The sequence below is a fragment of the Lentisphaera marina genome, assembly GCF_028745505.1.
Taxonomy (GTDB): domain Bacteria; phylum Verrucomicrobiota; class Lentisphaeria; order Lentisphaerales; family Lentisphaeraceae; genus Lentisphaera; species Lentisphaera marina.
On record NZ_JAQZZL010000001.1, the window covers coordinates 542,153 to 561,516 of the forward strand.

Annotated in this window: 17 protein-coding genes; 14 read left to right on the plus strand and 3 right to left on the minus strand. The window is 40.5% G+C overall.

What is annotated here, in order from left to right:
• Positions 1–4 precede the first annotated feature (4 nt).
• The 8 genes from PQO01_RS02385 to PQO01_RS02420 all read left to right on the plus strand — a co-directional run bounded on the left by PQO01_RS02385 (position 5) and on the right by PQO01_RS02420 (position 7,961).
• Positions 5–973, plus strand: a complete 969-nt coding sequence (locus PQO01_RS02385; RefSeq protein WP_274312441.1) for an AAA family ATPase — start codon at positions 5–7, stop codon at positions 971–973.
• A gap of 8 nt (positions 974–981) precedes the next feature.
• Complete coding sequence (locus tag PQO01_RS02390) at positions 982–1,959, plus strand: DUF58 domain-containing protein (protein WP_274312442.1); 978 nt, start codon at positions 982–984, stop codon at positions 1,957–1,959.
• Positions 1,956–2,447: a DUF4381 family protein gene (locus tag PQO01_RS02395; protein ID WP_274312443.1), complete on the plus strand. Its 492-nt coding sequence runs from the start codon at positions 1,956–1,958 to the stop codon at positions 2,445–2,447. The genes PQO01_RS02390 and PQO01_RS02395 overlap by 4 nt, the downstream gene beginning before the upstream one ends.
• A complete protein-coding gene (locus PQO01_RS02400) occupies positions 2,444–3,445 on the plus strand; it encodes a VWA domain-containing protein (protein WP_274312444.1) in 1,002 nt (333 codons plus the stop codon). The genes PQO01_RS02395 and PQO01_RS02400 overlap by 4 nt, the downstream gene beginning before the upstream one ends.
• Positions 3,438–4,388 carry a VWA domain-containing protein gene (locus PQO01_RS02405; protein WP_274312445.1) on the plus strand — a complete coding sequence of 317 codons (951 nt, stop codon included), beginning with the start codon at positions 3,438–3,440 and terminating at the stop codon, positions 4,386–4,388. Before PQO01_RS02400 ends, PQO01_RS02405 begins: the two co-directional genes overlap by 8 nt.
• A complete protein-coding gene (locus tag PQO01_RS02410; RefSeq protein ID WP_274312446.1) occupies positions 4,381–5,034 on the plus strand; it encodes a tetratricopeptide repeat protein in 654 nt (217 codons plus the stop codon). Before PQO01_RS02405 ends, PQO01_RS02410 begins: the two co-directional genes overlap by 8 nt.
• A complete protein-coding gene (locus tag PQO01_RS02415) occupies positions 5,027–6,310 on the plus strand; it encodes a BatD family protein (protein WP_274312447.1) in 1,284 nt (427 codons plus the stop codon). Before PQO01_RS02410 ends, PQO01_RS02415 begins: the two co-directional genes overlap by 8 nt.
• 112 nt (positions 6,311–6,422) lie before the next feature.
• Entirely contained in the window at positions 6,423–7,961 is a 1,539-nt protein-coding gene (locus PQO01_RS02420) for an arylsulfatase (RefSeq protein WP_274312448.1), read from the plus strand.
• 74 nt (positions 7,962–8,035) lie between these two features.
• Here PQO01_RS02420 and PQO01_RS02425 read toward each other — a convergent pair whose 3' ends face one another.
• A complete protein-coding gene (locus tag PQO01_RS02425) occupies positions 8,036–8,380 on the minus strand; it encodes a hypothetical protein (protein WP_274312449.1) in 345 nt (114 codons plus the stop codon).
• A 148-nt stretch (positions 8,381–8,528) separates the two neighbouring features.
• Between PQO01_RS02425 and radC the strand changes: the two genes are divergently transcribed.
• From radC to PQO01_RS02455, 6 genes are all read left to right on the plus strand, one after another.
• Complete coding sequence (gene radC / locus PQO01_RS02430; RefSeq protein WP_274312450.1) at positions 8,529–9,236, plus strand: RadC family protein; 708 nt, start codon at positions 8,529–8,531, stop codon at positions 9,234–9,236.
• Between the two features lie 95 nt (positions 9,237–9,331).
• The gene (locus tag PQO01_RS02435; RefSeq protein ID WP_274312451.1) at positions 9,332–11,008 is read left to right on the plus strand and encodes an alkaline phosphatase family protein; all 1,677 of its coding nucleotides are present in this window, start codon (positions 9,332–9,334) and stop codon (positions 11,006–11,008) included.
• Between the two features lie 75 nt (positions 11,009–11,083).
• Complete coding sequence (locus PQO01_RS02440; RefSeq protein WP_274312452.1) at positions 11,084–11,497, plus strand: hypothetical protein; 414 nt, start codon at positions 11,084–11,086, stop codon at positions 11,495–11,497.
• Positions 11,494–11,979 (plus strand): hypothetical protein, encoded by a 486-nt coding sequence (locus PQO01_RS02445; protein WP_274312453.1) that lies wholly within the window; start codon positions 11,494–11,496, stop codon positions 11,977–11,979. Before PQO01_RS02440 ends, PQO01_RS02445 begins: the two co-directional genes overlap by 4 nt.
• The gene (gene gltS, locus PQO01_RS02450; protein ID WP_274312454.1) at positions 11,976–13,193 is read left to right on the plus strand and encodes a sodium/glutamate symporter; all 1,218 of its coding nucleotides are present in this window, start codon (positions 11,976–11,978) and stop codon (positions 13,191–13,193) included. The genes PQO01_RS02445 and gltS overlap by 4 nt, the downstream gene beginning before the upstream one ends.
• 154 nt (positions 13,194–13,347) lie before the next feature.
• Complete coding sequence (locus tag PQO01_RS02455; RefSeq protein WP_274312455.1) at positions 13,348–16,674, plus strand: mechanosensitive ion channel domain-containing protein; 3,327 nt, start codon at positions 13,348–13,350, stop codon at positions 16,672–16,674.
• Positions 16,675–16,898: 224 nt separating this feature from the next.
• On the opposite strand, the gene PQO01_RS02460 is transcribed toward PQO01_RS02455, so the two are convergent.
• Positions 16,899–17,534 (minus strand): hypothetical protein, encoded by a 636-nt coding sequence (locus tag PQO01_RS02460; protein ID WP_274312456.1) that lies wholly within the window; start codon positions 17,532–17,534, stop codon positions 16,899–16,901.
• Positions 17,535–17,678: 144 nt separating this feature from the next.
• The gene (locus PQO01_RS02465) at positions 17,679–19,364 is read right to left on the minus strand and encodes a sulfatase-like hydrolase/transferase (RefSeq protein ID WP_274312457.1); all 1,686 of its coding nucleotides are present in this window, start codon (positions 19,362–19,364) and stop codon (positions 17,679–17,681) included.

Consider the following 19,364-nt stretch of genomic DNA (forward strand, 5'->3'; position numbering starts at 1 on the left):
AGAAATGTCTCAAACTCTCCAAGAATTCAAGGCCTTACAAGGACGAATCGAATCCTCCATCATCGGCCAAAAAGATGTCGTAAAAGCCCTCATTATCGGCCTCCTTGCCGACGGCAACCTTCTCCTCGAAGGACTTCCTGGTCTTGCAAAGACACGTGCGGTAAAGAGTTTATCAAAAAATATAGAATCGGATTATAGTCGAGTTCAGTTTACCCCCGATTTACTTCCTTCCGATATCACTGGTGCCGAAGTTTATCTCGGTGAAAATAGCGATCAGCGCTTTAAATTTGAACCAGGTCCCATCTTTGCCAACCTCGTCCTCGCCGACGAAATCAACCGCGCCCCAGCCAAAGTCCAAGCAGCCCTTTTGGAGGCCATGGAAGAAAAACAAATCACTGTCGCGGGCAAAACTCATGCAATGCCAAAACTTTTCATGGTTCTAGCCACACAAAACCCCGTCGAACAAGAGGGAACCTACCCCCTTCCGGAAGCACAAATGGATCGCTTTATGATGCATATTTTAGTGCAATACGGTTCCGATGAAGACGAGTTAGAGATCATGCGTTTGGTTCGTGGAGAACAAAAACAAACGGCAACAATAAAAGCTGAAACAATGAGTCAAGACACCCTCTTCCAAGCACGTGATGATATTAAAGAGATTCATGTCTCTGAAAACGTTGAGCAATACATTGTTCGCCTCATAAGTGCTACGCGTAAGCCCTCACTTATTGGCTCTGAATACGCCGATTATGTTGCGGTTGGTGCAAGCCCACGTGGGACTCTGGCCCTCGATAAATCGGCTCGCGCTCATGCTTGGTTAGAAGATCGTGATCACGTCACACCCGATGATGTGAAAGCCATTCTCCATAACTGCCTTCGCCATCGTCTAGTGCTCAGCTATGAAGCGAGTGCCGAGGGGCTAAGTGTTGATGATTTCATCGATAAAATGATTGAAAAAGTACCCGTTATTTAGGCTTATATTTGAAGAAAAAATCAACAGTAGGGGTCTATATCCAAGTCGAGGATGTGATTCGTCTTCAGCATAAAGCCTCAGGTTTTCACTTCCTCCCAAGGCAGCCTTTACAGAGTTTGCTGGCTGGGCGTCAGGCGTCCCGCTTGAGGGGCAGAGGCCTCGACTTTGAAGAATTGCGTCTTTATCAAAAGGGCGATGATACGCGCACTATTGATTGGAAAGTGAGTAATCGCACTCGCAAGGCCTATGTTCGCGTTTATGGTGAAGAAAAAGAACGTGAAGTTATGTTTGTCTTAGACCAGCGTTTGAGTATGTTTTTTGGTTCAAAAAAGTCTTTTAAATCGGTAACGGCAGTAGAAGCTTTAGCCTTAGGCGCTTGGAAAGTTTTAGACACGGGGGATCGCGTTGGCGCCATTCTCTTCAATGATTCAGAAAGTCGTGAATTTAAGGCCCAACGCAGTCGCAAATCCACCATGGCAATCTTGAACGAAGCAGTAAAACTTAATCAGCAACTCGCTGTCGACAAGGATATTTCAGAGTCTCCAGGCATGCTGAACTCGAGTTTAGAAAAACTGCTCCACAAAGCTCGACACAATAATTTAATTATCGTCATATCTGATTTTCATGGGATGGATGAAAAAACCTATCATCATGTTCGCGCTCTACGCCAACACAATGATGTGGTGCTGGTTTTGATTTACGATGAATTAGCTAAGGAATTTCCCGAAAACCATTTCCCCATACGAGTGAGTGATGGCGTAGATCAAGTTGAACTCGATTTGAGTCAAGCCAAACTCAGGGAAGCTATCCCCGACCTACTGCAAGGTCGATTAAAGAGTCTAAGTGATGCTCTAGGAAAATTTGACGTTCCCGTTTTACCGCTCAATACAGATGAAGATGTCGCGGAGCAACTCCGCAAGAAGCTCGGTGGCCAACAACTCAAAAGAGCGCACAAACCCAATGTGATGAAGGGCTCGCGTTCATGAAAAAACTCACTAGTCTTAATGAACTTAAAGAAAATATTATCCCCCCTCTTGAAGCGGAAAATGCTCCTGGCTGGATTATTTTATTTAGCTTGCTCGGCATCCTTGTTTTTTATATTTTATTTTTCACGATTAAAGCCTATAAAAAAAATTCTTATCGTCGCGCTGGCTTGTGCGAAATACGCAAAATCGAAGATTTATGGCGCAATCAAAAAGATCAGAGTACTCTCAGACACATCCCCCTCACCCTCAAAAAAGTTGCCTATCAATTTGCCCCGCAATCCTTGAGTTTTAGTGGTACGACTTGGATTGAATTTCTTCACCACACTCAAAGTAAACTTGAACGAGATACCTTTAAACTACTTCCTGTTTTAGCCTACGATAGAGATGAAAGCATTGCTGCTATTAATGAGAACGAAATCGAAGCTCTCATTGCAAATTCTAAGCTCTGGATAAAAACTCATCAAATATGTGAGGCTTATAAGCCATGATTGCTTTTGCCTACCCAATTTTACTGAGTTTAGCCCTTTTGCCTCTGCTCTTAATTAAGTTTTTACCTGAGCACAAAGAGCACAAATCATCAGTTAAACTGCCCTTTTTTAGTGAGCTCATAAAACTCACTGGTTTTAATCCCAAACATGCTCATACCAAAGCTTCATCTTTTGCTCAAAAACTGACTGTTTACCTCGCGTGGTTACTATTAGTGATTGCCTTGGCGCGCCCTCAATTCATCGAAGCCCCCCTAACAAAAACCATTGCCTCTCGAGACCTATTACTTGCGGTCGACCTCTCTGGGTCAATGGACACTAAAGATTTTAAAAATAAGTCCGGTGAAAATGTTACACGCCTCGATTCAGTTAAAGAAGTCCTCAGTGATTTTCTGACTAAACGCGAAGGCGACCGCGTTGGTTTAGTTTTCTTTGGAAGCGCTGCCTTTATTCAAATGCCCTTTACCGAAGATCTAGAAATTTGCCAAGAACTGATGGATGAAGCACAAGTTCGCATGGCTGGTCCGCAGACTATGCTGGGTGATGCCATTGGTCTCTCTATCAGTATTTTTGATCAGAGTGATTTAGATGATAAAGTCCTTATCTTACTTACCGATGGCAATGATACCGGAAGTCTAGTTGCACCAGTGAAGGCAGCTCAGATTGCTCGCGATAAAGGCATTGTGATTCATACCGTTGCAGTTGGCGATCCCGCAGCTGCAGGGGAACAAGCGCTTGACGAAGTCACTCTAAAAGAAATTTCATCCTTAAGTCAGGGTCAGTACTTTTGGGCTGGAAATCGCCAGGAGCTCGAGGGTATTTATACGGAAATTGACAAAATTGGTGTTCGCGAACTCGAAACCGTCAGCCATCGCCCTAAACAAGAACTCTACCATATTCCCTTAGCCTGTTTTTTAGCTTTGATCATGTTTTATCATTTTTATAAACTCTATAAAATATCGCGGCACACCAAGCAAAGTAAGGTGGTGAAGCTTGACTGATTTCCATTTCATTCGCCCTTATTTTTTATTGGCCTTAATTCCCATGTTTTTGCTGAGCTATTTCTTGCTCAAACGTCACAATGTCCTAGAACTCTGGGGGAAAATCATAGCGCCTCATCTTCTCGAGCATCTCTTAATTAGTTCTGGAAAGAAGTCACGTATTCGACCTCATCACCTATTCATTTTTGCTGGATTCCTAAGCATATTCGCTTTAGCTGGCCCAACTTACGAAAAAGAAGCTTCTCCTTTCACTGAAGATCAGGCTGCCTTAGTCATTATCCTCAAAACAACCCCCTCTATGCTGGCACAAGATGTTCAGCCTAGTCGGCTGAGTAGAAGTGCCCAAAAAATTAAAGATCTTTTAGAGCTACGAAAAGGGACAAAAACTGCGCTCATTGCCTACGCGGGTAGTGCTCACCTCGTACTACCGCTTACTGAGGATCAAAAGATTTTGTCTCATTTTGCAGCCGAACTCGACCCAAGCCTTATGCCCAAGGAAGGAAGCTCGCTAGTCAAAGCCCTAGACCTTGCCAATAAAGTTCTCCAAGAAGGCAAAATCCCAGGTACAGTACTACTAATGACTGATGGCATTAATCCGCAAGAACAAAAAGAACTGAGTCAAATTAAGTACCCCTTTGCAGTGCAAGTTTATGCGAGTGCAGGCCCGCCGGGTGCCAAGACTCCCATTGGCAGCCCCCTAGTTCAGCCCGTGAATGAAGATGATTTAAAAAATATTGCGCAGCAGTTTGGTGGCAGGCTTATAAAAATGACTCTTGATGAAAAAGATTTAAAAGAACTAAATTCAAATATAGAAAGCAGTATGCAGGCTTCTATGAAAGAAGGAGGGGAGCGCTGGAAAGATTCGGGTTATGCCTTGGTTCCCATTTTACTGATGCTTTCTTTGCTCTGGTTCCGCAAAGGTTGGGAGCTAAATTATGAGTAAGAAGCTTCTATATCACATCGTTTTTATTAGTGCTGTTTTAGTCAGTGTTTCCTTCTATGCTATCAATCAACACGAGGTCAACAGTTTAAAAGATTTTTGGCAAACGAAAAACCAGCAAGGACAAACTGCTCTTGATAAAGGTGATTTTGCCAAGGCCGCAAAACTTTTTGAATCGCCAATGATGCGTGGGCAATCTCTCTACAAAGATGCTCAATTTGAAGATGCCGCCATTGCCTTTAATCAAAAGGGAACTGCCAAAGCCTATTTTAACTCTGCTAATGCACTAATTATGATGGGTAGATATGAGCTCGCGATTAAATCTTATGATCGGGCTATCGAACTCAATGCTCAATTCAACGAAGCAAAATTTAATCGAGCCATTGCTCTAAATCGCCAAAAAGTTTTAAACGATGCCAAAGACAAAATGGATGAGGGCACTGGGGGTATGCTCGGTGCCGATGAGATTGTCTTTAACGATCAGCCTGCCAATAATAATCAGAGTTCTGATGATGTCACCAGCGAAGAAGCGATGAACGAAGCCGAGATCAATGAATTATGGTTGCGCCGAGTGCAAACTAAGCCTGCTGACTTCATGAAAATCAAATTCTCGTATCAACTTAGTCGTGAAGGAAAAGCTAGTGAATAAACTACTTTATTACTTAGTGATTGTTCCCCTAATCATTTTTTCCCAGGAAAAGAATGAAGGCGCACCTTTTGTGAGTACGAGTTTTAAAAAGCTAGAACAACAATGGGTCGGTCAAAAGCTTGACCTTTATGTAGAACTTCATTCCCCGACTTGGTTTTCTGGTACTCCTCGTTTTGATATCCCCGAAATCAAAGAGGCAGTGATTTTTAAAATTCCGGGGTCACCGGTTCTCGGTAACTTAGAAAAGGATGGACAGACTTATACCAAACAAATACATACTTTTGCCATTTTTACTCGCAAAGCCGGCAGGGTCACGATCCCTGCTTTTCAGGTAGAGTATGGTATTGCGCGCGTGGGCAAAAAAGCCGAAAGAGTTACTCTCAAGTCTAAGCCCATAAGTATTGAAACTCAGCTTCCTAAAAGTCTAAGCCAAAAGTCCTTCATTGTCAGTGAAAACTATCAAGTTGATGAAAGCTGGGATAAAGATTTAGATAAACAGCTCTTCAAAGCCGGCGACTCCATAAAAAGAACGATTACTCAAACTGCCGACAATAATTTAGCGATGATTTTCAGCCCCATCATCATTGAGCCTCCAGCTAGTTTTTCTATCTACCCAGAGAAAGCCAAATTAAATGATTCCATGGTGCGAGGTGATTTTTCAGCGAAACGAATTGATGCTTTTACCTACCTCTTCAAAGAAGAAGGTAAGGTGACTTTACCCGCTATTAAATTCTACTCATTTAATCCGAATAACAAGCAAATCAAAGAACATCTTCTTGAGTCAAGAACATTAAAAATTGCCCCCAATCCACTCTACAAGCAAGAACAAATTCAAGAAGTAGCCTCACCTCAAAATAAATACCTGTATTGGCTCTTCAGTTTAGTTCCTATTCTAGCTCTATTGCTATTTAGAACTCAACTTAAAAAACGAGTTGAAGCTTGGAAACAGCAGAGGAAGCTTAGCGAAAAATATATCTTTTCTACTTTAAAGAAAAACTCTCCTCGACTTAGCGATGAAGAACTCTATATCCAAATAGATTTTTGGGTAAAAAAGTTCGGCTTTATCTCTTTAGAAGAATTTATACAAAAAAACTCTTTTCTAAATTTAGGGAAACAATACAGGGAGCTAAATCATACACTCTTCACCGTAAATGAAGCTCACTTTGATAAGACGAAGTTTATGAATGAATTATGCTTGGCGCGCCGCGAGTACCTCAAGAATAAAAAGTACTCCCAGAATGATAATATGAAATTTTTGGGCTTTGACTTTAGGTGATTGTTAACTTTTAGTTAAATTCTTAATAATTTCAGCTCATCTCCTTCTTTATATTTTGCGTATTCTTCTTTGGGCTTATTCCTTATGAAGATCCAAAATAGAGGAGATCAATATGAACTTAACAAAAGCCTTGGCACTTGGGAGTCTCTTTTCCCTTAGTATGGGTGCCGCAGCAGCAACAGAAAAGCCCAATATTCTTGTTATTTGGGGCGATGATATTGGCCAATCCAACATAAGTGCCTACACAATGGGTCTTATGGGATACCGCACTCCCAACATTGATAGCATTGCCAAAGACGGCATGATCTTTACTGATTATTATGGTGAGCAATCATGTACTGCTGGTCGTTCTTCATTTATCATGGGTCAATCTGTCTTTAGAACAGGCTTATCAAAAGTAGGTCTCCCTGGAGCTGAAATGGGGATGCACCCTGCAGACCCCACAATTGCCGGACTACTCAAGGCCCAAGGTTACGCAACTGGCCAATTTGGTAAAAATCACTTAGGTGACAAAGACGAGCACTTGCCGACTAATCATGGTTTCGATGAGTTCCTAGGTAATCTTTATCACCTTAATGCTGAAGAAGAACCAGAACTTCCAGACTATCCGAAAGATCCTGCTTTTAGAAAAAAATATGGTCCTCGTGGTGTTATCAAATCATCGGCTGATGGGAAAATTGAAGATACTGGACCGTTAACTAAAAAACGTATGGAAACAGTAGATGACGAAACCGTAGCAGCTGCTATAGATTTCATGGAGCGTCAAAACAAGGCCAAAAAACCTTTCTTTACTTGGTGGAATGGTACGCGTATGCACTTTAGAACTCACGTTAAAGAGGAACTGAAGGGAATTTCTGGCCAAGATGAGTATGGCGATGGCATGGTTGAGCACGACCGACATGTAGGTCAACTCCTAAAAGCATTAGATGATATGGGTATTGCTGATAATACTTTTGTATTCTATTCTACTGATAATGGTGTTCACATGAATACATGGCCCGATGCGGGAATGACTCCTTTCCAGAGTGAAAAAAACACCAACTGGGAAGGTGGATGGCGTGTGCCTGCCATGGTTAAATGGCCTGGTAAAATTAAGCCTGGTTCAGTTTCAAATGAAATTGTTCACCACATGGACTGGTTACCAACTTTCCTTGCAATCGCAGGTAATGAAACCATTAAAGAGGACCTTAAAAAAGGTGGTGTAAAAGCTATTGGTCGTGAGTATAAAGTTCACTTAGATGGTTACAATATCTTGCCTATGCTCACAGGGAAAACTGATAAATCAGGACGTAAAGAAATTTTCTATTTCTCTGATGACGGTGACCTCACAGCTCTTCGCTATAACGATTGGAAAGCTTTGTTCATGGAACAGAAAGCTCGTGGCACTCTTCGCGCTTGGATTGAGCCTTGGACTGAACTCCGTGTCCCACTCATCTTTAATTTACGTCGCGACCCTTATGAACGCGCCTACTTTACATCCAATACTTATTATGACTGGTTGATGGATCATGTATTCTTTCTCGTTCCTGCACAGGAATATGTTGCTGGTTTCCTCAGTACTTTTAAAGAATTCCCACCACGTCAAAAAGCTGCAAGTTTCTCGCTTGACCAAGTTATAGAAAAAATGCAGAAGTCGACTGGATCGAAATAAGTTTAAGCTCTAATAGCTCATACTAAAAAGCCCCCGTAAACTTGGTTTACGGGGGCTTTTTTTTCTGTTAAAATTTACTTAGAGAAACCTTTATCTTCAAGTTCATTAAGTAGCGCACTAAAAGGCTCACTCACTGAATCGATACGACTTTTTAGATCAGCTGATTTTTCTTTTGCCGCCATCTCAATACCATAGAATAGTGGGGGAAGAACTTCACTTCCTAAAATAGCCGTTAGGCCCTTCAAGGAATGAGCTAAAATATGGCAGTTTTCTATATCGTTTTCACTCAAATGCTGCAGCTGATTTAAAGCATCTTTATAGTCATTATAAAAATCAACTAAAATACGTTTATATAAATCTTCGTTATCATTGGTGTACGATACACCTTGTTCCACATTTAATGTCTCTAACTCAATCATATCTCATCCCATGTTTTCTATCATGCTAGTAAATCTGTAATCTTAAAGAGTCTTTGTAAAGTATTTTTAGTAAACTTTTGAAAATTACCTCTAATAATTTGTCTTATAAATTTCTGCGTTTTAAATTTATTTTAGAAATGGAGTTTGGATGAATAAGAAAATTAAAGATTTAGCTGAGTTTGACCGCCCGCGCGAACGCATGCTCAAACTTGGAGAAGAGCACTTAAGTGAATCAGAGTTATTAGCGCTCATTATCGGGAGCGGTACTCGCGAACAATCGGCGCTTGACCTCGCTCGTGAGATCTTAGCTCACTTTGATAACTCCCTCTTTCGATTCAGTCGTGCCACCCTTGAGGACCTCGAGACTATTCACGGCGTTGGACCAGCTAAGGCTACCAGTCTTCGGGCGGTCTTTGCCTTAGCACGCAAACTCATGGCGGAAGAAGCCATGGAGCAATTTTGTATTCATCGACCTGAATCAGCCGCTCCCTACCTCATTCAATTGCTCTCAGGAAAGAGCCAAGAGGAATTTCATATTTTATTGCTCGATACAAAAAATCGACTTTTGCGTTCTTCGCAAATCTCTGTGGGCTTACTCGATCGTTCCCATGTTCACCCACGCGAAGTTTTTCGTGAGGCACTGAGGTATGGAACCGCTAAAATAATTTTGGCACATAACCATCCATCAGGCGATCCTAGCCCTTCACCCCAAGATATTGAGTGTACCAAGAACTTAATTGATGCGGGGGAAATTTTAGGGATCAAAGTTGTCGATCACCTCATCATCGGCCATAAACTTCCAGGAGATAGCCGTCAATTTGTCAGCTTAAGGCAATTGGGCTTAATAGATTTTTAAAACAATAAGCCTCTTTCTCTAGCAATAAATAATTGATTCCTATTTCTCGGGACTTAAAGTTAGAAGTATTTATTCAAAAATAGGAGAGTTCACGGATGTTCAAATCACTTTTTAGCTTTGCCTTAGCCGCAAGTAGCCTTACTTGCTTCGCTATAGAGAAAAAGCCAAAACTCATTTTACAAATCACTGTCGATCAATTGCGTGCCGACTTACCTCTACGCTACATGGATAAGTTTCAAAAGGGTGGTTTTCGTTACTTATACGACGAAGGAACGGTATACACAGATGCACATCACCCCCATGCGAATACCGAAACAATTGTTGGCCATACGACTTTAGCTACTGGTGCCACGCCTTCTGTACATGGTATGATAGGCAATGTCTGGGTCGATCGCGCTACGGGAAAAACAACTTATAATATTGAAGATCCCAACTATCACCTACTCAGTAAAAATGCTGATGTTGATAAAAAAAATGAAATTGACCCCACTCAAAAAGCCGCCAGTACTGATGGTCGTTCGCCCTTGGGAATTCTTTCCACAACTTTTAGTGACGAACTCGCTGTGTTCACTAATGGTCAAGCTAAAATCTTTGGTGTTTCGGTCAAAGATCGCGGAGCCGTCTCAATGGCTGGTCACGCGGGAAAGGCCTATTGGTTCTCTAAAAAGGCGGGAAATTTTGTCACCTCAACGTACTACCAAGATAAGTACCCGAACTGGGTTGAGAATTGGAATGCTTCGGGATTACTCGATAAATATAAAGGGCAATCTTGGACTTTAAGTAAGGATAAAAGTGAGTATTCACTCGCTCAAATGGATGATGTCCCCTGGGAAACTGATTTAGCTGGCTTTGGCAAAAAATTTCCGCATCCTTGGAAGGATGGTAAGTACTTTACCACCCTGCTTACTCTTAGCCCCGCGGGTGATGAGATTACCTTAAACTTTGCTAAAGAACTCATGAAGCAAGAGAAAATTGGACAAGATGAGGTTACCGACTATTTATCCGTCAGCTTTTCTTCAACGGATTACGTGGGACACATCTTTGGTCCTTCCAGCTTAGAAATGGAAGATAACCTCTATCAACTCGATGGCTTTATTGCCAATTTACTTGAGTATGTTGACGCTACCGTAGGTCTCAAAAATACTCTTATTGTTTTCTCTGCCGATCACGGTGCCCCAGAAGTTCCTGGCTACCTACAGAGCCTCAAGATTCCCGCCAAGTTCATTCATCCCTGTGAATGGCCCAATGATCAAGCCATTAAAAGCCTAGAGGAAAAATTTGCCATTCAAACGAAACTCATTGAGAAGTACGAACATCCCTATGTCTATTTTTCTAAAGAAGTTATCGAGCGAAGTGCTGATGAACGCTTAGCTATAGAGAATGCAGCGGTTGACTACTTGAGAAATATCGACGGGGTCCACCTCGCTGTATCAAGCCGAGCCCTTGAAAAAAATGCCCTACCTGACACCGCGGTTAATAAGGCCGTACTCAATAATTTTCATCCTGAGCGCTCAGGAGATGTTTACATCGTTTTTGATTCCAATTGCTTCATCAATGACTTCGATGGTTTGGAAGTCGCCTGTACCCATGGTTCGCCTTGGGCCTATGATACACATGTCCCTCTCATTTTTGCTGGGGCAGACATAGAGGATCAACATGTGGCGCGCAAAGTCAGTACTTGTGATTTGGCCATGACTTTGTCCAATATCATAGGTTGCCGCCCCCCATCAGGTTCCGTTGCCAATGTTTTAGAAGAAGTCTTAGAAGATTAAGTTCTTATTACTTGTAGGGCTAAAGTTTATTTTTTTTACATTGCATATAAACTTAGTTAAAAATTAAGGTTCACTATGTACGATAAAATTAAAGATTCACTAGCTCGACTTGGGCTTCCCTTCTCTGAAAATGAGTTCCTCTCTGTAGCGGGACAAGCTGAGTCTGGTCATGTCATTCAAATACAATTCACTCCCCCTGCGGAGTTCGCAGAGCATCAAATCCTAGAAATTTGGGGTCTTGCCGATATCATTAGTGCTGAAGAAGCCTTAGAAGCTGAGCATTACGAAGAACTGCTCAAAGAAAACTTTACTTGGCCCCTTGGCTCATGGATGCTAAGACCTTTCCCCGAAGGCTTAGGTCTGTGCTTCAGCATCAAACTCATTTCAAAGGATTTTACTTTTGAAGATGAACAGATTGAAATGGCGATGCAAGGAATTCTCCACGTCGTTTCAAGCATGCAAGAAGACATGGGAATTTCAGCAGAATGAAAAAAACTCTTCCCGCCATCGCCCTAATTGCGATACTCGCAATTGCGTGGTTTTTACTTAAACCCAAGGGCGACCCTCACCAAGAAATTAAAGATCAATTTGAGCTCATTGCTCGGCAAGCAGAAGATACTCCTGAATTAAAAGGCATTCCCCTTTTCAGTCACATTCGTTCATTTAAGCAATACCTCACAGAAGATTTCTCTCTAAGTGTTCCCGAGCATAAAATGAACATGCCCAATCGTGAAGATTTTATCAATAAGGCCACGAGTATTGCCCCAATGGTGCCAAACTTCACAAGTTCGCTCTCTAATTACAAGATCACGGTCAATGATGATCAAGCCGAAGTCGAAGTCGTCTGCCAAGTCAAAGGGCATAATAAAAATTATAGCTTTAATGAAAGCCGTACCCTAAAAGTTTCTTTAGTCAAACCTTCTAGTACCTGGAAAATTCAATCCGTTAAAGTTCTGCCTCCTAGTAAATGATGCCTCAAGTAATCACAATATCAGGAACTCAACTCATCGTTCTTGCCATTGCGGTCCTCTACCTAGGTGAAGTCATTAACAAAAAATGGCACTTTCTAGAAAAAAATAGTATCCCTACCCCTGTTACTGGGGGACTAGTTTTTAGTCTATTGACTGCCGTCATACATTATCTTGGTGACTATCAGTTTAATTTTGTACTCGAATTACGCGATACGCTCCTACTTATTTTCTTCAGCACTATTGGCCTCAATGCAAAAGTAAAAAGTCTGATATCAGGAGGAAAGGGCCTCATACTCATGATTGTGGCCTGCTCCGCATTCTTAGTCGTTCAAGATCTACTCGGACTACTCATGGCCTACATCGCAGGAGCTCATCCAGGTTTTGGACTTCTAGGTGGAAGTATTTCCTTTGCTGGAGGTCACGGTACAGCTATTGCCTGGGGGGAAGAAGCCACTAAAGCCGGGCTTGAGGGTGCCGCGGAATTCGGCCTAGCTTGTGCTACTTTTGGTTTGGTTGTGGGAGGTTTAATTGGTAGCCCCATCGCTAGTCGTTTAATAAAAAAGTACCAGCTAAAACCCAAAGATGAAAGTCTAAATAAAACTAATGATTTTTCAGTCTCCACAAAGAACTCCTCTCCCCTTCATCAACTCTCAGTAAATGATGCAATTGGGACTATTTTCTCTTTAGGCTTATGTCTAGGCCTTGGAGATGCCGTCAACCGTTACCTTTTTACTCACGACATTAAATTACCCGGTTTTTTAACAGCCATGATTGTAGGAATTATGCTCACCAATGGGGCAGATCATTTTAAAATTAAATTTAGTCAGCCTGCGATTGATTTAATCAGTGGCCTCTCCCTACAGCTTTTTCTCACCATGAGCCTCATGAGTATGGATCTCTTATCACTTATGGAATCCGCTAGTTTTCTTTTGTTTGTCGTTCTTGGTCAAGCCATGCTCATTACCATATTTGCCGTACACATTGTTTTCCGTCTCATGGGTAAAGATTATGATGCCGCCGTCATTGCGGGTGGTTTTATGGGCTTAGGCTTGGGCGCAACCCCCGTCGCCATAGCGAATATGGATGCCATCACTAGGAAATTTGGCCCCTCACAAAAAGCCTTAATCATTATCCCCCTAACGGGTGCCTTTTTCATCGACATAATGAATGCCCTCATCATCAAATTTTTTATTGCCTTACCTATATTTCAGTAGTTTACCGCTTTATTAAGTACGAGCCCTTAGTTTAAACTATTAATCACTCAAACATTTACCAGGCTTTGGGATAAAAAGTACAAAAATTACTTAAAAATACTGTTCACAAAGTATATTAATCAAAATTATTATTTTTGTTTCTAATGGAGTCACAATGAACTTTAAATTCCCGAACTCATTTTGGGCTTTTTTAAGCTGCCTATTTTGTGTAAATCTTTCATTACTAGCTCAAAGCTCTAGTTTAAATGACATCAGTCAAGATTTGAAAAAATATGAAGAGCAAGTTTCTGCTCTCAAAGCGAAAAAAGATAGTTTAGACACCAACGACCAGCAGGACTTGCAAAATCTAGAGACTGTCCTTACTCTCATCAAAGATAGTTTGAGTTTAAATCAGCAGATTATTGATTTAGATGAAGAGGTCAAGCTCGCTCCAAAAGTACAAAAAGAGCTCGAAGAGAAACTGGCCAAATTTAAAGCTCTTCAAGTCGACAAAAAAACGCTCGATAAATTGCCTTTAGTTGAACTCGAAACCTCCTACAAGAATCACAAAGAATATGGATTCAAACTTAAAAAAGAACTTGACCTTAGTAAGCAAAATTTACTCAATAGTCAAAAACTGCGCGATTCGATTCAGGATAAAATCTTAAAGAATGTTGAACGTTTAAGTCTGCTCAACAAAAAAAGCTCAGAGCCAGGAAAAGAAACGGAATCACGCAAACTCATTAACAAATATGAAATTATCAAATTAGATACCGAAAACCAACTTTTTCGTCTTCAGCAGAACTCCTTCTCTACCCTTAATAAACGTCGTAACGCTCAAAAATCACTCTTAGAAAGTCAGTATGCCAACTTCATCGGAATAGATAAATTTTGGAGCTCCTACATCCTCAAGCGACGTTCGCAAGCAGTACGTAAACAAGAGAAAATTGCCATTTCTGAATCACAAAAAATGTTGAGTGAATCACCAGAAATAAAACTCGTTTTTGATAAAAATATTGAACTACTTAAAAAACTCAAAGAACTCAACCAGCTCCGCTCGACTGTTAACCAAGATCTCAAACTCAAGAATGAGAAGTTTGAGACTCTAAAAAACAATTTTACCGATACCAAAGACATGCTCTCTAGAAGAATACTCAACGAAGTTGTGGGAGTCGCCTTACGTCAAAAGTTTGCAAGATTAGACGATCTTAGTAAAGATGCGAATAGTGATGACGAAAGTTTAGTGATCATGTCTAACTTAGAACGCGACATGCTTGCTTGGAGAGAGGCTTTGAAAGAACTCAATAATATTCCTCAACTTGCCGATAAACTCCTAGAAAAATCCAAAAATTCGGACCTTAGACTTAAAGAAAAATTATTAAGTGCTTACTCTGATCAACAAAATTACATCATTCAAATTCAGGATGCGAGTCAACTTTATTTTGATAAAATTCATGCCTTACACGCTTTAAATGAACAAATAAATTTAGAAGTTGATACCTATAAAACTTATATCAAAGGTCATCTTTTTTGGATTCCTAGTTCACAAGAATTAAATTTAGCCAACTTGACTAAACTGGGTGAAGACTTTCAATCCGTTTCGCAAGTACTCACATGGGAACATATAAAAAAGCGCTATGCGAGCTCTTGGAATTCCCAACAAAACATTCATAGAGTTTTCATCTTTGCTTTTCTATCGCTAATCATTTTTAGAATTTACTACCTGAGAATTATCGAAGCTAAAATTACCGTATCTAAAAATAAAGTGAAAAAGTTTTCATACACACTGAAATCGTTTTTAATTACCGTAGCTCTCAGCCTTGTCATTCCGTGCCTTTTTTATTACCTCTCTTTTGCTTTGACACCCCTAAGTCTGACTAAAAATGAAGCAGCTGTAAATATTTCACATAGTTTTAAAGCCCTAGCTTTCTTTTATTTTTTCGCTATTTTCTTTGTTCATGCCCTTCGCCCCAAAGGCCTTGGTATTAGGACTTTTTCCTGGGATGCAAAACTTTGTGAAAAATACTATAAACTTATTCGTATCTGGCTTTATTCAGTCGCACCCTTTGTTTTTTTAGGTCAACTCTCCAATAAGGTCTATGATGAACATATCGATAATATTTCTAAATTAGGTATTATTGGTAACATTATGATTGTTCTCATTATGTTTATCTTTGTCTTTATAAAAAAGAACGACTACTTACCAAGTTCTTCAGATAATCCACGAGCCAATAAATTCATAAAGTTAGCTTATTTCTCTTCTATTATCTCGATGATCTCCATTTTAACGCTCGCTTTTCAAGGATATTTTTACTCCGCCTTCGTCCTGAAAAATCTCATTGTTCAAATGGGGGTTCATTGTATCATCGTCTTTTTCTTAAGTTCTATAATCAATAGCTACTTATTAAGCAAGAGACAAAAGCTGGCTGAAGGTAAAGTTCGTAAAACCTTAGCCATTAAAGAAACAGAAAAGCTCCAACTTCAGCATGAAGTTCTCATTGAGCAAGAAGAAAAAATTCTCGAAAATGAAATGTGTGAAACTCGTCGTGGTTTCTCGAGCCTAGTAAAAATCTTATTTATAGCTGGTACCTTTTACATATGGCAAGTGTTTTTTCCCGCCTTAAATATACTTGATCAATATCAGCTTTGGGATCATACAGTGATTGATAACGAGACCTCAACCATTGTTCAAATAACCGTTAAAAATCTTCTAATTGTATTTATTTTAGTTATTGCCACTTTTTATTGCTCAAGTGCCTTGCCCAATATTCTTAAAGTTTTCATCCTCAATAAATTATCTTTCGATCAAGGTCAGAAATTCACCATCGTCACCATCCTTCAGTACCTAATTTTTACTGCGGGACTTTTTTATGCTTTTGAAAAATTAGGCCTTAATTGGTCGGAGTTACAATGGTTGGTTGCTGCTCTTAGTGTTGGCTTAGGTTTTGGCCTCCAAGAAATTGTCGCTAATTTTGTTTCGGGACTCATAGTCTTATTTGAACGTCCTTATCGTGTGGGAGATATCGTCACAGTAGGTCAAACCAGCGGAACTGTATCAAAGATTCAAATACGTGCGACAACTATACGTGATTGGGATAGGCGCGAGCTAATTATCCCTAACAAGAGCTTCATTACAGGAGAGTTCATAAATTGGTCTTTATCCGACTCAATTAGTCGAGTGGTCATCGCCTTGTCCATTGCACTCGATTCGGATGTTCAACTTGTGCACAAAATCCTTAAAGATATTGGAGACCAACACGAAAATACTCTTGATGATCCGGCTCCTCAAGTTTTCATGACGAATATGTCTGTTGACGGCTTCGATTTTGACTTAAGAGTCTTTGTTCCTGCGAGTAAATACCGACTCAGTACTAAAGATCAACTTCTGGCTAGCATCTATCAAAAATTCAATGAACATGGAATTAAGCTAGCTAAGCCCGGGTATTCCATTGAATTACAAGAGAACAATAACTCTTCTCTCCCTATAGAAAAGCCCAGCTAGTTCATCCATAAAAAAGCCCTTAAGTCAAAAACTTAGGGGCTTAAACTAAGTAAAGTTTCACGATTATCCACTCAAGCGTGACAGCTTATTTATACGCCGTTCCTTCAAAAGGGTAAAACTTCTCAAATATAACTTTTATGGTTAAAACAATAGCCTAAGTTATGCTCAGTGCCTTTAGCACAATCAAATCACATCGTTAAGTGGATAATCGAATAAAGTTTTAATTATTTATCTTCAGCGATGTCTTCTGTTTTTTCTGTATTTGGCTCATCCTCTACTTCACTCTCGGCACATTCAATTTCTTTGTCTTGATCACAGTTGTCCGAACAAGAATAACAGGCTTTATTTGCTTCTGCTTCAGCCACTGCAATGGCTTCAATGGTTTGTAAACTTTTCTCAAAAAGCTCTTTATAGTCTTCTGTTGTCGCACCAGTATTAAAAGCCATTTCATTGATACGGTAATTCAGTTCACGTGCCAAGCGTAAATAGCCAGGAGAAGGCTCATGACTCACTCCCTGAACATTATCACCTAAAGTTCTTAACACACTCGATAACTGTGCTGAAGGTTCTGCAATAATCCAAAACTTACCACCGCGTTTGATAATATGAGGCCCATCATTTTTTTCGGGTAAACGTTGAACCTGACTCATTTCAATTTCATCATCTAAAACAACTGGTTCAGAGTTGATCACTTCTTGAGTCTCTGCTTTTTCTTGAGCGTCATCACTGGCTTGTGATTCTTCTACAATTACAGGACTTGCCTCTTCTACATTTGTTTCTTCATCTCCGCCAAACATTCCACATGAAGCCATGAAAAAAACAGAACTACTTAAACAGATTTTTCTTATTACTTGTTGCATTTTTTACCTCTTATTATTTAATCAGATTTAGAGTAATTAAATATAGTTTTTGAAAAATTTATTAGAAACTTAAATTTAATTTTAAGCTAAATAAGCACAAAAAAGCCCTCTATACAGAGAGCTTTTTTGAAAAACTTAAACGTTTTATTTTTTAGGTGCCATCATGGATACTTTAAATAGCTGCAGCATCTTTTTTGTTTCAGGACGTAAGTTGTGAATTCCTTCATAAGGAATACCATAAGTCGGCTTGTTATCAGGGTACTTCATCTTGCGCATCATGTGACGTTTTGCGATATTCGCAAACTGACCCCCAGCCCAAGGACCATATTGGATAGAGTCAATCGGACGTTCCTCTCTTGAGTCACGGTAGAGGTCGAAGATTTTAGCCGCGATTGGATTCTCTCCTGGAGGGGGTAAATGCATTTTATATTTATTCTTAACGATAGATTTTAATGCAATCCCTTCGTAAACAAATACATAATCGCGGCGACCATGAGTTTCGCCTAAGAGCAATACACCACTTTGATCAAAACCATCGATAATGCGATCGCGAGGAATGGCTTTTTCAGCACCTGCTAAACGCGCCAAAGTTGTGTACAAGTCAGAGACGTGAAACATATCTTGTGCACGTGAGCCTGGCTCTATAACACCTTTCCAACGCATGTATGCATTCACACGTACGCCACCTTCTAAATGATCAGCTTTACCACCACGGTAAATACGGTCATTTTGTCCAGAAGGTCCCGCGTATTGCATGAAAGGACCATTGTCGCCCATGACGATAACAAGTGTATTTTCTGCCAAGCCAAGCTTATCAATTTCATTAACAATATCGCCAATCCATTGATCACATTCAACAATTGTTTCGGCTACAGTACCACCATTTAAGGTTTTAAATTCTCTATTTTCTCTAACGAAAGATAAAGGGAATAAAGGCCAGTAATTGAGGAAGAATGGCTTGTCTTGCTTAGCTAAACGACGCAATTCCTTAATTGTGTTGGCTTGGTAACGCTCATTCATGGCGCGGTATTTCGCCTGACTCCACTGCTCACCCGCTTTAAGGTCCACTTCGTGAAGTTTGCCATCTTTACCTTGCTCAACCCCCGTAACCATATCGGAGGGGTCAGCCACAAAGCTACTATCTAAAGTAAAAGTTTGTGCCGCGCCATTGTGCTGAACACCTGTAATAATATGCTGGCGCTCACTATCTTTGTGCATAATTGCCAACTGACCCTGTTGGTGAATCGGGAACTCCGCATGTTCAAAACCTTGATTATTAGCATAAGATTGTTCAAGCTCACCAAGGTGCCATTTACCAACATGTGAAGTTGTATAACCTGCTTTCAATAAAAGCTCTGGAAGTAAAACTTCATCACCGGAAAGACCTTCACCTGAGATGGTTGCCTTAGCTTCCACCATACCTGTTCTCACTGGATGACGACCAGTCATCATCGCCACTCGAGTTGGAGTGCAAGACGGTTCGGTGTACATACGCTGAAGACTCAGACCTTCCGTAGCAAACTTGGAAATATGGGGTGTGCTATAGCCACGAACCACGTCCATATCAGGCATGCCTATTTCACCGAAGCCAAGGTCATCGAGAAGGATGTAGACAATATTGGGTGCCTTACCGCCATTTTTTTTCATGAAGGTTTCGAGTTTTTTCTCAATCTTCATGTCATCTTTGGCCCACTTCTCAGCATTTTGTGCTTCAAGTAAATAATATTCCGCATCGCGAACAATCGGCTCTTCTGCCTGTACGTTTGTACTTGTTGCAAAGATGGCGGAACAAGCCATCAAAGCAAACTTTCCAGCTTTTGTAAATTTCAT

Bases quoted from the DNA above. Each gene is read 5' to 3' on its own strand.
- PQO01_RS02455 (WP_274312455.1), top strand. From the start codon at position 13,348: ATGAACTTTAAATTCCCGAACTCATTTTGGGCTTTTTTAAGCTGCCTA.
- PQO01_RS02410 (WP_274312446.1), top strand. From the start codon at position 4,381: ATGAGTAAGAAGCTTCTATATCACATCGTTTTTATTAGTGCTGTTTTA.
- radC (WP_274312450.1), top strand. From the start codon at position 8,529: ATGAATAAGAAAATTAAAGATTTAGCTGAGTTTGACCGCCCGCGCGAA.
- PQO01_RS02395 (WP_274312443.1), top strand. From the start codon at position 1,956: ATGAAAAAACTCACTAGTCTTAATGAACTTAAAGAAAATATTATCCCC.
- PQO01_RS02465 (WP_274312457.1), bottom strand. From the start codon at position 19,364: ATGAAATTTACAAAAGCTGGAAAGTTTGCTTTGATGGCTTGTTCCGCC.
- PQO01_RS02460 (WP_274312456.1), bottom strand. From the start codon at position 17,534: ATGCAACAAGTAATAAGAAAAATCTGTTTAAGTAGTTCTGTTTTTTTC.
- PQO01_RS02425 (WP_274312449.1), bottom strand. From the start codon at position 8,380: ATGATTGAGTTAGAGACATTAAATGTGGAACAAGGTGTATCGTACACC.
- PQO01_RS02400 (WP_274312444.1), top strand. From the start codon at position 2,444: ATGATTGCTTTTGCCTACCCAATTTTACTGAGTTTAGCCCTTTTGCCT.
- gltS (WP_274312454.1), top strand. From the start codon at position 11,976: ATGATGCCTCAAGTAATCACAATATCAGGAACTCAACTCATCGTTCTT.
- PQO01_RS02445 (WP_274312453.1), top strand. From the start codon at position 11,494: ATGAAAAAAACTCTTCCCGCCATCGCCCTAATTGCGATACTCGCAATT.
- PQO01_RS02420 (WP_274312448.1), top strand. From the start codon at position 6,423: ATGAACTTAACAAAAGCCTTGGCACTTGGGAGTCTCTTTTCCCTTAGT.
- PQO01_RS02440 (WP_274312452.1), top strand. From the start codon at position 11,084: ATGTACGATAAAATTAAAGATTCACTAGCTCGACTTGGGCTTCCCTTC.
- PQO01_RS02435 (WP_274312451.1), top strand. From the start codon at position 9,332: ATGTTCAAATCACTTTTTAGCTTTGCCTTAGCCGCAAGTAGCCTTACT.
- PQO01_RS02385 (WP_274312441.1), top strand. From the start codon at position 5: ATGTCTCAAACTCTCCAAGAATTCAAGGCCTTACAAGGACGAATCGAA.